Source organism: Luteimonas kalidii (genome assembly GCF_029887935.1).
GTDB classification, from domain to species: Bacteria; Pseudomonadota; Gammaproteobacteria; order Xanthomonadales; family Xanthomonadaceae; genus Luteimonas; species Luteimonas kalidii.
The window spans coordinates 30,228-44,237 of sequence record NZ_JARXRO010000015.1 but is presented as its reverse complement, the minus strand read 5'-3'; the positions used below and the strand labels follow the sequence as shown (position 1 = coordinate 44,237).

At 72.0% G+C, this 14,010-nt stretch carries 12 protein-coding genes and 1 pseudogene; 5 read left to right on the top strand and 8 right to left on the bottom strand.

Going from position 1 to position 14,010, the window contains the following annotated elements; translation table 11 throughout:
- Positions 1–35: 35 nt before the first annotated feature.
- From QFW81_RS09015 to prmB, 7 genes and pseudogenes are all read right to left on the bottom strand, one after another.
- Positions 36–692, bottom strand: a complete 657-nt coding sequence (locus tag QFW81_RS09015; RefSeq protein WP_280578407.1) for a phosphoribosylanthranilate isomerase — start codon at positions 690–692, stop codon at positions 36–38.
- Between the two features lie 114 nt (positions 693–806).
- Complete coding sequence (gene truA / locus QFW81_RS09010) at positions 807–1,595, bottom strand: tRNA pseudouridine(38-40) synthase TruA (RefSeq protein WP_280578406.1); 789 nt, start codon at positions 1,593–1,595, stop codon at positions 807–809.
- A gap of 5 nt (positions 1,596–1,600) precedes the next feature.
- Positions 1,601–3,514: a type IV pilus assembly protein FimV gene (locus QFW81_RS09005; RefSeq protein WP_280578405.1), complete on the bottom strand. Its 1,914-nt coding sequence runs from the start codon at positions 3,512–3,514 to the stop codon at positions 1,601–1,603.
- Positions 3,515–3,702: 188 nt separating this feature from the next.
- Positions 3,703–4,731 (bottom strand): aspartate-semialdehyde dehydrogenase, encoded by a 1,029-nt coding sequence (locus tag QFW81_RS09000; RefSeq protein ID WP_280578404.1) that lies wholly within the window; start codon positions 4,729–4,731, stop codon positions 3,703–3,705.
- Between the two features lie 127 nt (positions 4,732–4,858).
- Positions 4,859–5,875, bottom strand: a complete 1,017-nt coding sequence (locus QFW81_RS08995) for a 2-hydroxyacid dehydrogenase (RefSeq protein WP_280578403.1) — start codon at positions 5,873–5,875, stop codon at positions 4,859–4,861.
- The gene (aroC, locus tag QFW81_RS08990) at positions 5,868–6,965 is read right to left on the bottom strand and encodes a chorismate synthase (RefSeq protein ID WP_280578402.1); all 1,098 of its coding nucleotides are present in this window, start codon (positions 6,963–6,965) and stop codon (positions 5,868–5,870) included. The genes QFW81_RS08995 and aroC overlap by 8 nt, the downstream gene beginning before the upstream one ends.
- Positions 6,966–7,044: 79 nt before the next feature.
- Positions 7,045–7,956 (bottom strand): annotated as a pseudogene (gene prmB / locus QFW81_RS08985) (50S ribosomal protein L3 N(5)-glutamine methyltransferase); the annotation flags it as partial.
- Positions 7,957–8,153: 197 nt separating this feature from the next.
- On the opposite strand from prmB, the gene QFW81_RS08980 reads away from it, so the two are divergent.
- Together QFW81_RS08980 and asd are read left to right on the top strand one after the other, a co-directional pair.
- Positions 8,154–8,804, top strand: a complete 651-nt coding sequence (locus tag QFW81_RS08980) for an SCO family protein (protein WP_280578401.1) — start codon at positions 8,154–8,156, stop codon at positions 8,802–8,804.
- Positions 8,801–9,649 (top strand): archaetidylserine decarboxylase, encoded by an 849-nt coding sequence (gene asd / locus QFW81_RS08975; protein ID WP_280578400.1) that lies wholly within the window; start codon positions 8,801–8,803, stop codon positions 9,647–9,649. The genes QFW81_RS08980 and asd overlap by 4 nt, the downstream gene beginning before the upstream one ends.
- 45 nt (positions 9,650–9,694) lie before the next feature.
- On the opposite strand, the gene QFW81_RS08970 is transcribed toward asd, so the two are convergent.
- Positions 9,695–11,230: a transglycosylase SLT domain-containing protein gene (locus QFW81_RS08970; RefSeq protein WP_280578399.1), complete on the bottom strand. Its 1,536-nt coding sequence runs from the start codon at positions 11,228–11,230 to the stop codon at positions 9,695–9,697.
- A 133-nt stretch (positions 11,231–11,363) separates the two neighbouring features.
- On the opposite strand from QFW81_RS08970, the gene QFW81_RS08965 reads away from it, so the two are divergent.
- From QFW81_RS08965 to greB, 3 genes are all read left to right on the top strand, one after another.
- Complete coding sequence (locus QFW81_RS08965; RefSeq protein WP_280578398.1) at positions 11,364–12,854, top strand: helicase HerA-like domain-containing protein; 1,491 nt, start codon at positions 11,364–11,366, stop codon at positions 12,852–12,854.
- Positions 12,855–12,937: 83 nt separating this feature from the next.
- Positions 12,938–13,450: a copper resistance protein NlpE gene (locus QFW81_RS08960; protein ID WP_280578397.1), complete on the top strand. Its 513-nt coding sequence runs from the start codon at positions 12,938–12,940 to the stop codon at positions 13,448–13,450.
- Between the two features lie 10 nt (positions 13,451–13,460).
- Positions 13,461–13,964, top strand: a complete 504-nt coding sequence (gene greB, locus QFW81_RS08955; protein ID WP_280578396.1) for a transcription elongation factor GreB — start codon at positions 13,461–13,463, stop codon at positions 13,962–13,964.
- Positions 13,965–14,010: the final 46 nt, after the last annotated feature.

Sequence of the window (14,010 nt, the reverse complement as noted above, 5' to 3'; positions counted from 1 at the left end):
CGCGGCCGCCCGCATCGGGCGGCCGGGGCGCGCGGTCAGCCGCAGTCGGCGCGCCGCACTTCCTCGACGAACTCGCGCATGCGCGCGCCGTCCTTGACGCCGGGCGATTCGCGATCGGCCTCGATCCCGCCGGAGACGTCCACGCCCCAGGGACGGGTCGTCACCACCGCTTCATGGATGTTGTGCGGCGTCAGCCCACCCGCGACCAGGATCGGCTTGGTCAGCCCGCGCGGCACCCGCGCCCAGTCGAACGCGCGTCCGGTCCCGCCGGCCTCGCCGGGCCCGTGGGCGTCGAGCAGGAAGCCGGAGGCACTGGGAAAGCGCGAATGCAGGGCCAGCGGATCGGGCGGCGCGTCCGCACCCATCGCCACCGCCTTGATGTAGGGCAGCCCGAAGCTGCGGCAGAACGCCTCGTCCTCGTCGCCATGGAACTGCAGCAACGACGGCCGGACGATCGACAACACCTGACGGACCTCGTCGGCGCTGCTGTCCATGAACAGCGCGACCGCATCGACCATCGGCGCCAACGCATCGCGCATCGCCGCCGCCTGCTCGGGCTCCACCCGGCGATGGCTGGTCGCGGCGAACACGAATCCGACCGCGTCGACGCCGAGCTCGCCGGCCAGGCGGACATCGCCGGGGCGGGTCATGCCGCAGAACTTGATGCGGGTGCGGAACAGGGGCGGCAACATGGCGGGCTTTCCTGGAAGGTGGTGCATTGTGCGGAATTCCCCGCGCTTGTGGGAGCGCGCACGCAGGCACGGACCGCGGCGGCCATGTCCGGTGCGCGGATGCGACGCCGCGGCTCAGTCGAGGCTGACGTCGGGCGGCAGCCCGCAACAGCCCGGGTACAGCGGCCCGACGAACACCAGGCCGGTGGGCGGCGCCGTCGGGCCGGCCAGCCGCCGATCGCCCCCGGCCAGCAGGTCGGCGATCCACGTCTCCGCGCGTGCGCCCGCGCCAACTTCGAGCAGCGAGCCGGTGATGTTGCGCACCATGTGGTGCAGGAACGCATTGGCCTGCACGTCGATGGTGACCATCTCGCCCATGCGCGAGACCGCGATCCGCTGCAGGTCGCGCCGGCCGTGCGTGGCTTCGCACTCTGCAGAGCGGAACGCGCCGAAGTCGTGCTCGCCGACCAGCGCCTGCGCGGCGCGATGCATGGCGTCGGCATCGAGCGGGCGCCAGTGCCACGACAGCCATTGCCGCGCGAGCGCCGGGCGCACCTGGCGGTTGAGGATGCGGTAGCGGTAGCGACGCGCGAGGGCCGAGAACCGGGCGTTGAAGTCGTCGGCCACCGGACGGCACCACACCACGCTCACCGCGGGCGGCAGCCGGGTCGAGGTGCCGAGCGTCCAGGCGCGCGGATCGCGTCGCGCATCGCTGTCGAAATGCACCACCTGGCACTGCGCGTGCACCCCGGCGTCCGTGCGCCCGGCGCAGACGGTGGAGACCGGTGCGTGCGCCACCGACGACAGCGCCGTCTCCAGCACGCCCTGCACCGTGGCCTGGTCGGCCGCGCCCGGGGGTGCGAGCCGCTGCCAGCCGCGGAAGCCGCCTCCGTCGTACTCGACGCCTAGCGCGTAACGCGGCACACCGCTCAGGCCATGTCGCGCAGCAGCCGGCGTGCCTCGTCGCGGGCGTCGGGATCCCCGGCGTCGGCGACTTCCTGCAGCAGGCTGCGTGCGGTGTCGGTATCGCCCAGGTCGAGGTAGGCGCGTGCGAGTTCGATCCGGTCGTGTCCGGCGGCGGCTTGCGATGTTGACTCGGGCTGCACCTGCGTCTGCGACTGGCTCTGCGACTGCGGCGGTGCCCCGGTCGTGGGTGCGTCGTCCGGATCAGGTGTACGTGCCTCGCCCGCCGCATGCCATGTCGGCGAGGCGCCCGAGGCTGCCGGCGGCGGCGCCTGCCAGCTGGAGGCGCGTTCCACCGGAACGACCGGCGGTTCAGCCGTCGAGGACGCCGGCGCGGGTGCCTCGGGCGCCGTCGGCACCACGACCGCGCGCCTGGGAGTCGACCGGTTCGACGCCGTCGCGAAACTCGGACCCGACTTGCGCTCGGACGTCGCGCGCCGGCGCGACACCAGCCAGGCGACCAGCAGCGCGGCGGCGACCAGGCCAAGCCCGATCCACAGCCACGGCACTGCACCGCCCGCCTCCGTGACCGGCGCCGCGGCACCGGACTCGGCGACGCTGGCGGCCGGCCGGGCATTGCTCTCAGCCAGGCGCTGCTGCGCGGCGGCCAGCTCGCTGTCCTTCATCGCGATCAGCTGCGACTGCTGCTGCTGCAACTGTTCGAGTTCGGCCAGCCGCGTCCTCAGTTCTTCGACCTCGGCATCGCGCGCGGCCAGGGTCTCGCGGGTCTGGACCAGTTCCTGTTGCTGCAGCATGTCGCCCTCGCCCCCGGCGGCGGTGCCGGTTCGTGTTCCTGCGCTCGCGCCGGCGCCCGCAGCCGCGGGCACGATCTCCAGCCGCGCTTCGGCCATCCGGCTGGCCGCAGCCGGGGACGCGTCCGCCGGGCGGTCGCCAGCCTCCGCATCCGGCGTCCGGTCGCCGGCCACCGCATCGGGCTGGGCCACCGGGCGGCGCAATTCGCGCCAGCGGCTGACATGATCGCGCACCAGCGCATTGGCCTCGGCCACGCTGGCCTGCGACCAGGTGTCGGCCGCGGGCACGCGCAACACCGCGCCCTGGCGGATCAGGTTGAGATTGCCGCCGATGAACGCCTCGGGATTGGCGCGCAGCAGCGCCAGCATCACCTGGTTGAGACTGTGGCCGCTGCCTGCGGACAGGGACGAGGCGATCTGGCCGAGGGTCTGTCCCGCCTGCACCGGGCCGATCTCGCCGGGAACGGACGTCGCGACCGGCGTCACCGCCGGACTCGCGGGCGGCGGGGCCGGTGCGGGAGCCGGCTCGGGCACGGGCTCGCCCGCCGGGGTCTCGCTCGCAACCGCCTCGGCGTCGGCATCGGCGTCGACACTGGACGATTCGTCGGCGGTGGCTGCGTCCGCGCCGTCCGCCGGCGCGGGTTCGGCCGGCGCCGCGATGGCAGGCCGTTCGATCAGGTTGGACGGCGCGGCCTGCGGTGCCTGGATCGGCGGCTGGGCGGGCGCGGCCACGGTCTGCGGGGTATCGACCAGTGCGGAGTATTCGCGCACCAGCCGGCCCTGGGCCCATTCGACCTCCACCAGGAAATTCAGCACCGGCTGCTGCACCGGGACATCGGTGGTGATGCGGATCACCGGCCGGCCCTGGGCATCGAGCGCCACGGTGAAGCGCAGGTCCGAGACCAGGCCCGCGGGTGGATCGAGCCCGATGCGGCGGAAGGTCTCCGGCGAGGCCAGGCGCGCCTGCAGGTTCTCCAGCTCGGCCGGATCGGTGGAGATGATCGGGATCTCGGCCAGCAGCGGCTCGCCGGCGCGCGAACGCACCTCGACCTGGCCCAGGCCAAGCGCCAGCGCCACCTGGCACTGGAGCAGCAGGCACAGCGCCACCAGCCGACCGGCCCATCTCATCACGGCTGCGTTCCCATTGATCCCCGTCTTCCCGGCACCTGTCAGGTTCCGCACGCAACGTATTGATTCACGTGGCGGACGTCAAGCGCGGCGCCCCTGACGGACGCCCTCGGCGGCACGTATCGCCGTACGCGCGCGCCGGTGCGAGGCGGCACCGTCGGTCGGCGCCGGCCGGACCCAGCCCTGGCTCAGCCCTCGGCGGCTACCAGCTCGGCGAGTTGCACCGCGTTGAGCGCCGCCCCCTTGCGGATGTTGTCCGAGACGATCCACAGGTTCAGACCGCGCGGATGCGACAGATCCTCGCGGATGCGACCGACGAACACCGCATCCTTGCCCGAGGCGTGCGTGACCGGCGTTGGATAGCCGCCCGGCCTGCGCTCGTCCACCACCTCGACGCCGGGCGCGGACGCCAGCAGCTCGCGCGCGGCTTCCGGCGTCACCTTCTCGCGGGTTTCGATCGCCACCGCTTCGGAGTGGCCGTAGAACACCGGCACCCGCACCGCGGTCGGGTTCACCTGGATCGAATCGTCGCCCAGGATCTTGCGCGTCTCCCAGACCAGCTTCATCTCTTCCTTGGTGAACCCGTTGTCGAGGAAGCTGTCGATGTGCGGGATCAGGTTGAACGCGATCTGCACCGGGAACTTCTGCGGATCGATCTCCTGGAAGCCCAGCAGCTGCGCGGTCTGCTTGCCCAGTTCCTCCATCGCGCTGCGACCGGCGCCCGAGACCGACTGGTAGGTGGTCACGTTGATGCGCTCGATGCCGTACCTGCGGTGCAGCGGCGCCAGCGCCACCAGCATCTGCATGGTCGAGCAGTTGGGATTGGCGATGATGCCGCGCGGGCGCTGCGTTACCTGCTCGGGGTTGACCTCGCTCACCACCAGCGGCACGTCGTCGTCGTAGCGGAAGGCCGAGGAGTTGTCGATCACCACCGCGCCGGCGGCAGCGAACTTCGGCGCATATTCCTTCGAGGTGTCGCCCCCGGCGGAGAACAGGGCGATGTCGATGCCCGTGGGATCGAACGTGGCCAGGTCCTGGACGACGATGTCGTCGCCGCGGAATTCGATGGTGCTGCCGGCAGAGCGTTCGGACGCCAGCGGCACCAGCGTGCCGACCGGGAAATCGCGTTCGGCCAGGATCGAGAGCATGACTTCGCCGACGGCGCCGGTGGCGCCGGCGACGGCAACGTTGAAGCGACGGGTGCTGGGGGAGTTCATCGGGATGGTCCGGAAGGTGTGCAGGAAGAAGTGTCGTGGAGGTGCGCGCGCGGCAGGCGCCGACCGGGCGCGCGCGCCATCGCTGGCTTCGGGGGAACCCGCGCGGGACGACCCGCGGACGGTTCCCCTATCGTTTGGCGGTGGTCGCGCCGGTTGCCGTCGCCGCGATCGGTGTCGGCGGATCGCCGGCGCGCGGGCCGCGGCCGAGCGCGGCGACCAGGTTGTCGACCGCCAGCGTCGCCATCGCGCGCCGGGTCGCCAGGCTCGCGCTGCCCACGTGCGGGGTCAGCACCACGTTGCGCAGCGCGAGCAGGCGCGGGTTCACCGCCGGCTCGCCCTCGAACACGTCCAGCGCCGCGGCGGCCAGGCGACCGGCGGACAGCGCATCGGCGAGTGCGTCCTCGTCCACGAGTCCGCCGCGGGCGATGTTGGTGAGCGTCGCGGTCGGCTTCATCTTCGCGAGGGCGGCGGCATCGATCAGGTGGCGGGTCGCGGCGGAATACGGCAGCACCAGGACCAGGTGGTCCGCGGCGCGCAGCAGTGTATCCAGATCGACCCAGGCCGCACGACTGTTGCGTTCGATACGGTCCGGCAGGCGGCTGCGGTTGTGGTACAGCACCCGCATGCCGAAGCCGAGCGCCCCGCGCCGGGCGATGCCCTGCCCGATCCGGCCCATGCCCAGGATGCCGAGCGTGGTGCTGTGCACGTCGTGCCCGAGCAGGGTGTCGAACGACCACTGCGTCCAGCGCCCGTCGCGCAGCCAGCGCTCGCCTTCGGTGATCCTGCGCGCGGCCGCCATCAGCAGGGCGAAGCCCATGTCGGCCGTGGTCTCGGTCAATACGTCGGGCGTGTTGGTCGCGACGATGTCGCGCGCGCGCAGCGCGGCGACATCGAGGTTGTCGTAGCCCACGCCCACGTTGGCGACCGCGCGCAGCCGCGGGGCGTCCGCGATCTCGGCGGCGCCCACGCGTTCGTTGAGCGTGACCAGCGCGCCGTCCGCATCCGCCAGCTTCCGCGCCACCTGCGCGGGAGACCATGCAGTTACCTCACGCGTGTCGTCGACCTCGAAATGCTCGTCCAGCCCGGCGATGATGTCGCCGAACAGCGGCTGCGACACCCAGACCCGGGGGCGCGCTTCAGGCATCGGCGGAGGGCGGAATGCGCGGCGTCACCTCGTCCACGTCGCCGCACTGCGCGCGGTGGCGCAGCGCCTGGTCCATCAACACCAGCGCCAGCATCGCCTCGCAGATCGGGGTGGCGCGGATGCCCACGCAGGGATCGTGGCGGCCGGTGGTGATCACGTCGACGACGTTGCCGTCGACGTCCACGCCCTCGACCGGCAGGCGCAGGCTCGAGGTCGGCTTGAACGCCACCGACACCACCACCGGCTGGCCGCTGGAGATGCCGCCGAGCACGCCGCCGGCGTGGTTGCTCAGGAAGCCCGCCGGCGTCATCACGTCGCGATGCACCGTGCCCTTCTGCGCCACGCTGGCGAAGCCGTCGCCGATCTCCACGCCCTTGACCGCGTTGATCGACATCATCGCCGCGGCCAGTTCCCCATCGAGCTTGCCGTAGACCGGTTCGCCCCAGCCCGGCGGCACGCCGTCGGCGACCGCCACGACCTTCGCACCGACCGAGTCTCCGGACTTGCGCAGCGCATCCACGTACGCCTCCAGCTCGGGCACCTGTTCCGCGCACGGCCAGAAGAACGGATTGTCCTCGACCGCATTCCAGTCGTGGGCGCGCGGCAGCACGTCGCCGATCTGCGCCATGTGGCCGCGCACGGTCACGCCATGGCGCTCGGCCAGCCACTTTTTCGCGACCACCGCCGCGGCCACCCGCATCGTGGTCTCGCGCGCGGACGAACGCCCGCCGCCGCGCGGATCGCGGACGCCGTACTTGTGCCAGTAGGCGTAGTCGGCGTGGCCGGGGCGGAACTGGCGCGCGATGTCGCGGTAGTCCTTGCTGCGCTGGTCGGTATTGCGCACCAGCAGCGCGATCGGGGTGCCGGTGGTCACGCCCTCGTACACGCCCGACAGGATCTCGACCGCGTCTTCCTCGCGCCGGGCCGAAGTGTGGCGGCTCCTGCCGGTGGCGCGGCGCGCCAGGTCGTGGGCGAAGTCCTCCGGCGCGATCGCGACGCCGGGCGGGCAGCCGTCGATCACGCAACCGATCGCCGGGCCGTGCGATTCGCCGAAGGTGGTGACGCGCAACAGATGGCCGAAGGTGTTCAAGCAGTGATGCCCCGGTTCAGAACAAAGCGCCGGCCGACGGTGGCGCGGCGGCAGCGGGCGGCGCCGGCGCGCCGGCCTCGCGTGCGTCGGCCAGCGCGCGGATGCGGGCATGGTGCGCCACCAGGTCGTGGCGGTCGGCGACGAACACGCCCATCTGCCCGACCTTGAACTCGACCCAGATCAGCGGCAGCTCCGGCAGCAGCCGGACCAGGTGCTGCTCGGACTCGCCGACCTCGCAGATCAGCAGCCCGTCGTCGGTCAGGTGCAGCGGCGCGTCGCGCAGCATGCGCAGCACCAGGTCCAGGCCGTCGTCGCCGGCGCGCAGGCCGAGCTCGGGCTCGTACGAATACTCGCGCGGCAGCGCGTCGGTCTCGGCGTTGGTCACGTACGGCGGGTTGCTGACGATCAGGTCGTAGTGCTCGCCCTGCAGGTTCGCGAACAGGTCCGACTGCACGAAGCGGGTGTTGCGCGAAAGCAGCCGCTGCGCGTTCTCGTGCGCCAGCGACAGCGCGTCTTCGCTGATGTCGGCGCCGTCCACGTGCCAGTCCGGCCGGTAGTGCGCCATCGCGATCGCGATGCAGCCCGAGCCGGTGCACAGGTCGAGCGCGCGCCGCACCTCGCGGCCGCCGAGCCAGGGCTCGAAGCCCGACTCGATCAGTTCCGCGATCGGCGAGCGCGGCACCAGCGCGCGCGGATCGCTCTTGAAACTGAGGCCGGCGAACCAGGCTTCGCCGGCCAGGTACGCGGCCGGCACGCGCTCCTCGATCCGGCGCAGGAACAGCGCCAGCACGTCCTCCTTCTCCGCCAGCGTCACCCGCGCCTGGCCGTAGGCAGGGCCGAGGTCGTGCGGCAGGTGCAGCGCGTGCAGGGTGAGCTGGGTGGCCTCGTCGATCGCGTTGTCGTAGCTGTGCCCGAACGTCAGCCCCGCGGCCTGGAACCGGCTCGCGCCGTAGCGGATCAGGTCGATGATCGTGTGCAGTTCGTCGGTCATGGGCGCGGGTCGGGGCGATGGAGTCGGTGCGGTGAACGGAGGCGGACGCGTCCCGCGCGGACCGTCGTTCAGGGCCTCGCGCGTGGATCCGGCACATGCCGGCCCGGCCATCCGCGGCCCTGGCCGGTGTCGCGCTGGGGACCGGCGAGTATAGCGGCGGCAGGGGTATCATGGCCGTACCGCACTTGGAACCCCGGATGTTCAACCGCACCGTCCTCATCATCCTGCTGGTGGCCGTGTTCGCCGGTCTGGGCCTGCTGGCCTCGCGCCAGTTCCTGTCCGCGCCGGCCGCGCCGCAGCCGGAGCTGCGCGCGGTCAAGCTGTTCCCGACCCCGCGCGAGATCCCGCCATTCGCGCTGCAGCAGTCCGACGGTACCCAGCTGGTGCCGGGAGAGCTGCACGGCCACTGGACGCTCGTGTTCATCGGCTTCACGTTCTGCCCGGACGTGTGCCCCACCACCCTGGCGCAGATGGCGCAGGCGCAGCGGCAGTGGGAAGCGCTGCCCGAATCGACCCGGCCGCGGGTGCTGTTCGTCTCGGTCGACCCCGAACGCGACTCGCCCGACCGGATCGGCGAATACGCGCACGCGTTCCACCGCGACACCCTGGCCGCCACCGCCGACATCCCCTCGCTCGAGGCGTTCACCCGCTCGCTGTCGCTGGTGTTCGCCAAGGTGCCCGGGCCCGACGACGCGCCGCAGGACCAGTACTCGGTCGACCACAGCGCCTCGATGGCGGTGCTCGACCCCCGGGGCCGCATGGCCGGCGTGGTCACCGGCAATGCGGTGGACGATCCGGCGGCGATCGCCGCGGATTTCGCCGCACTCACGGCGGCGCCGCGTCCGTGAGCCTGGTCACCGTGCTGACCTACGCGCTGCCGCACCGGCTGCTGTCCTCGCTCGCGCGGTCGCTGGCGTACTCCGATTCCCCGCGCCTGCGCGGCTGGCTGATCGACACCGTCACGCGCCGCTTCGGCGTGGACCTGGGCGAGGCCGCCGAATCCGAACCGGCCGCCTACGCCACGTTCAACGCCTTCTTCACCCGCGCGCTCAAGCCCGGTGCGCGCGCGCCCGACCCGGATCCGCGCGCCCTGCTGATGCCCGCCGACGGCCGCATCAGCCAGTGCGGGCCGATCGCCGCCGGTCGCATCTTCCAGGCCAAGGGCCGCTCGTTCACCGCCGCCGAACTGCTGGGCAGCGAGGCCGCGGCCCGGCCCTACCACGACGGCCTGTTCGCGACCGTCTACCTGTCGCCGAAGGACTACCACCGCGTGCACATGCCCTGGACCGGGCGCCTGCTGGAGACAGTGCACGTGCCCGGGCGGCTGTTCTCGGTCGGGCCTGCGGCGGTGGCGCGGGTGCCGCGGCTGTTCGCGCGCAACGAGCGCCTGGTCTGCCATTTCGAGACCGACTTCGGCCCGATGGCGGTGGTGATGGTGGGTGCGCTGCTGGTGTCGGGCGTGGAGACGGTCTGGAGCGGCGAGGAGATTCCCGCCTACGGCGACCGCATCACCAGCAAGTCGTGGACCGGCGAGGACATCGTGCTCGAACGGTTCGAGGAAATGGCGCGCTTCAACTACGGCTCGACCGTGGTGGTGGTGCTGCCGCCGGGCGTGGCCGACCTGGAGCCGGGGCTCGGCGCGGAATCACCGGTCCGGCTCGGCCAGGCACTGGCCCGGCGCACTGGCGGCTAGGAGTCGCGGCGGTCGCGGGCGGGACTGCCCGCCCGGTCCGAACCGCTAGCGGCACCCCTGCAGTTCGAGTTGCTGGCCCTGCCGCAGCAGGTAGCGCGGCGCTTTCAGGCCGTTGGCCGACGCGAGCACCTTCGTGTCGCAGGCGTAGCGCTGCGCGATCGACACCAGGGTTTCGCCACGCGCCACGCGGTGGCTGCGCGGCGCGGCGGGTGGCGCGGGCGCGGGCGACGGTGTTTGCACCGTACTGACGCTACCGTCGGGCGCGGTCACCGTCGTCACGTCGCCCACGCGTACGATCGCGGTGGACGGATCGCTGTTGACCAGCGAACGCGCCAGGTCGGCGCGCGCACCGCGGGTGCACCAGCGTTCGTACAGGCCGGCCATGCGCACGGTGGCGTTGAGCCGGGTGCCTGCGGGAATCCAGCCTTCGGCTTCGTACTGCGGGTTGAGGTTGCGCAGCACGCGCATGTACCCGTCGCGGGTGCCGCCGTTGCCGAGGCAGATCGTCAGCTCGTAGATCGACGCGGGCCGCTGCAGCGCGATGGTCGCCGGGCGCGCGTCGACCTTCGGGAAGCTCAGCCCGTACTCCTTCGGATGCAGGTACAGCCACGCGGCCGCGATCACCATCGGCACGTAGTCCTTGGTCTCCGGCGGAAACTCGTTGTACACGTCCGCGTCCCAGAAGCTGCGCCCGCCGAATTCCCGGTAAACGCGGCGCGCGCGCCCTTCGCCGCCGTTGTACGCCGCCAGCCACAGTTCGATGTTGTTGCCCAGTTCGGCGTAGCGTTCGCCCAGGTACACCGCCGCGGCGTCGGCGGACGCGCGCGGGTCGTAGCGGGTATCGAAGCCGCGTCCGTCGGGCCCCAGGCCCAGGCGCAGGCCGGTCGCGGGCATGAACTGCAGCGGTCCCGCGGCGCCGGCGCGCGAGCGCGAGTGCACGCGGCCGTTGGATTCCTTGGCCAGGATGCCGAACAGCAGCGCCTCGGGCAGGCCGCGGCGCTTGAACGCCGGCGACATCATGTGTTGCATGTACTGGTAGTTCTCGTGGCTGGTGATCAGCGCCACGCGCATGTCCGTCAGCCAGCGGCGGATGCCCGCCTGCACCGCGGGGTTCATCTGCACCCGTTCGAGGAAGCGGCGGTCCTCGGCCGTCAGCAGCGAGGCCGCGGAGGCGGCGTCGGGCACGTCGCCGGTCGGCAGGCCCTGACCGTCGTCGACCAGGGTGTCGTCGCCGTCGGGCCCGACCACGCCGGCCGCCGCATCGGCCTGCGCCTTGAGCAGGCGCTTGTAGCTCGCCAGCAGGTCGCCGGTGCCGCAACCCTTGATCCGGCCGCATTCGACCAGGACGTCCTCCATGTCCTCGAGCGCGGCGTTGCTCTCGTCAAGCCCGGCCGGATCGGCGTTGCCGATCTTCACCAGCGCCTCGCGGTAGCGCGTTTCGGCCACGGCCATGCGCTGGTTGAGGGCGTCGATCGCGGCCTGGGCGCGGCGGGATTGCGCCTGCGCGGGCACGGCAAGGACGCAGGAGAAGACGAGGACGGGGAGCAGCCACCGGCGTGCGGCGCAGGACAGCAGGGACATCGACCACCAGGAAGACGGAAACGCGGCCCGCAGGGTATCCGCTGTGCCAGGGGGCGACAAGGAACGCGTGCATCGTCTGTGACGGGTCGTCGCCAGCGCCTAGAATCGGCACGACTCCACCAGGATCGCACGCATGGACCCCCTCCTCGTCGGCAAGGCGATCACCACCGCGGACGGCGGCCACGTGCACCTGCTGCCGCGCTACGGCAATCGCCATGGGCTGGTCGCCGGCGCCACCGGCACGGGCAAGACGGTGACGCTGATGACGCTGGCCGAGGGCTTTTCCCGGATCGGCGTGCCGGTGTTCCTGGCCGACGTGAAGGGCGACGTGGCCGGCCTGGCGGTGCCGGGCACCGCGAACGAAAAGCTGCAGGCACGCATCGAACAGATCGGCATCGACGGCTGGGCGCCCGAAGGCAGCCCGGTGGTGTTCTGGGACCTGTACGGGAAGCTGGGCCATCCGGTGCGCACCACCGTCAGCGAAATGGGGCCGACCCTGCTCTCGCGGATCCTGGAACTCAACGACACCCAGTCGGGCGTGATCGACATCGCCTTCAAGCTGGCCGACGACCGCGGCCTGCTGCTGCTCGACCTCGACGACCTGCGCGCCCTGCTCAACCTGGTGGCCGCCGAGCGCAAGACCGTCTCCACCGAGTACGGCCTGGTCAGCCCGCAGTCGATCGGCGCCATCCAGCGCGCGCTGCTCCGGCTGGAGCAGGACGGCGGCGACCATTTCTTCGGCGAGCCCGCGCTCGAGCTGCACGACCTGATGCGCACCACCCACGACGGCCGCGGCGTGGTCGGCATCCTGGCCGCCGACCAGCTGGTGCTGCGGCCCCGGCTGTATTCGAGCTTCCTGCTGTGGCTGCTGTCGGAACTGTTCGAATCGCTGCCGGAAGTCGGCGACCTCGAGAAGCCCAGGCTGGTGTTCGTGTTCGACGAGGCGCACCTGCTGTTCGACGACGCGCCGCCGGCGCTGCAGCAACGCATCGAACAGGTGGTGCGCATCATCCGTTCCAAGGGCGTGGGCGTGTACTTCTGCTCGCAGTTCCCCGACGACGTGCCGGACGACATCCTCGGCCAGCTCGGCAACCGCGTGCAGCACGCGCTGCGCGCATTCACGCCGCGCGACCAGAAGGCGGTGCGGACGGCCGCCGAGACCTTCGTCGCGAACCCGCACCTCGACGTGGCGCAGGCGATCGGCAGGCTCGGCACCGGGGAGGCGCTGGTCTCGACCCTGCAGGACAAGGGCGTCCCGATGCCGGTCGAACACACCCTGGTCGCCCCGCCCCGCTGCCGCATGGGCGCGATCACCGATGCCGAGCGCGCACAGGTGCGCGCCGCCAGTCCGCTGGGCACGAAGTACGACACTGCGGTGAACCGCGAATCGGCCGCGGAGCTGCTCGCCAGGCGCGCGGAAACGGCGACCGCGCAGGCCGGCGCGCCCGCCGCGAAGTCGGACAAAGAAGCTGCCGCGCAGGAAGGCGGCATGGGCCGGGCGGTCAACGAGTGGCTGTTCGGCACGAAGCGTCGCCAGGGCGTGGTGCAGGCCGCCGGCAAACAGGCCGCGCGCACGATCACCAACCGGATCGTGCGCGGCATCCTCGGCGGCATCCTGAAGTGAGTCGGACGGCGGCGGCACGGACCGTTCACCCCCGCCGCCCCAGACTCGCGTTCGCCCGTTCCGTTCGACAAGGAGCCGCTCCCATGGTCCATCGCCACCTCACCCGTCTTGCCCTGGCCCCGCTGCTGTGGGCGCTGGCCGCCTGCACGCCCGACCCCGACCCCAGCCCCGAACCGGCTCCCGAGCCGGTCGCGACGGCCGCCCACGCGGAAGCGGGCACGCCCGATGGCATCGATGCCACCGCGGTGGTGCACCACAGCCCCGACGATCCCGCGGGTTTCGACCGCAAGGCCTTCGCCGGCCGGTTCGCCGGCACCCTGCCCTGCGCCGATTGCCCCGGCATCGACACCAGCGTGCAGATCGGCGACGACGGCACCTTCCGGCTGGTCGAGGCATACCGGGACCGCGACACGCGCCACGAGACGGCGGGCACCTGGACCGTCGACGCCGACGGCACGCGCCTGCAGTTCGATCCGGACACCAAGCAGGCCGCGGATCGCTGGTTCGAGATCGTGTCGAAGGACGAGCTCCGCGCGCTCGATACCGAGGGCAGGCCGATCGCCGGCAACGCCAACACCAGCCTGCGCCGCGGCTGACCGCACCGACTTGGGCCGCTGGCGTCCTCCCGCCGAGAAAAGCACCGCGCTGGTCACACCGGAGGGCCACGCGCGACTCAAAGCCGAGCTGGACGACCTGTGGCGCGTGCGGCGGCCGGAGGTGGTCCGCGCCCTGGCGGCGGCGGCGGCCGAGGGCGACCGCTCCGAGAACGCCGAATACACCTACCGCAAGAAGCAGCTGGGCGAGATCGACCGGCGCGTGCGCTACCTCGGCAAACGGCTCGAGACGCTGCGCGTGGTGGATACGGTGCCGTCGGATCCGCTGGCCGTGTTCTTCGGCGCGACGGTCGAGGTGGAAGATGCCGCCAGTGGCGAGACCGCGCGCTACCGCGTGGTGGGTCCGGACGAGACCGACGCGCGACGCGGGTGGATCAGCATCGACTCGCCCCTGGCCCGCGCAATGCTCAAGAAACGCGTGGACGACGAATTCGAGGCACAGCTGCCGGCCGGCGTGGCGCGCTTCTTCATCCTCGACGTGCGCTACGGCGGCTGAGCGCCGTCCGGCGGCTCAGGGAATGCCATCGACCTCGCGATCGAGG

Coding starts and splice junctions, on each gene's coding strand:
- QFW81_RS09015 (WP_280578407.1), bottom strand. CDS start 692: ATGTTGCCGCCCCTGTTCCGCACCCGCATCAAGTTCTGCGGCATGACC.
- QFW81_RS09005 (WP_280578405.1), bottom strand. CDS start 3,514: ATGAGATGGGCCGGTCGGCTGGTGGCGCTGTGCCTGCTGCTCCAGTGC.
- QFW81_RS09000 (WP_280578404.1), bottom strand. CDS start 4,731: ATGAACTCCCCCAGCACCCGTCGCTTCAACGTTGCCGTCGCCGGCGCC.
- QFW81_RS08995 (WP_280578403.1), bottom strand. CDS start 5,875: ATGCCTGAAGCGCGCCCCCGGGTCTGGGTGTCGCAGCCGCTGTTCGGC.
- QFW81_RS08980 (WP_280578401.1), top strand. CDS start 8,154: ATGTTCAACCGCACCGTCCTCATCATCCTGCTGGTGGCCGTGTTCGCC.
- QFW81_RS08970 (WP_280578399.1), bottom strand. CDS start 11,230: ATGTCCCTGCTGTCCTGCGCCGCACGCCGGTGGCTGCTCCCCGTCCTC.
- QFW81_RS08965 (WP_280578398.1), top strand. CDS start 11,364: ATGGACCCCCTCCTCGTCGGCAAGGCGATCACCACCGCGGACGGCGGC.
- QFW81_RS08960 (WP_280578397.1), top strand. CDS start 12,938: ATGGTCCATCGCCACCTCACCCGTCTTGCCCTGGCCCCGCTGCTGTGG.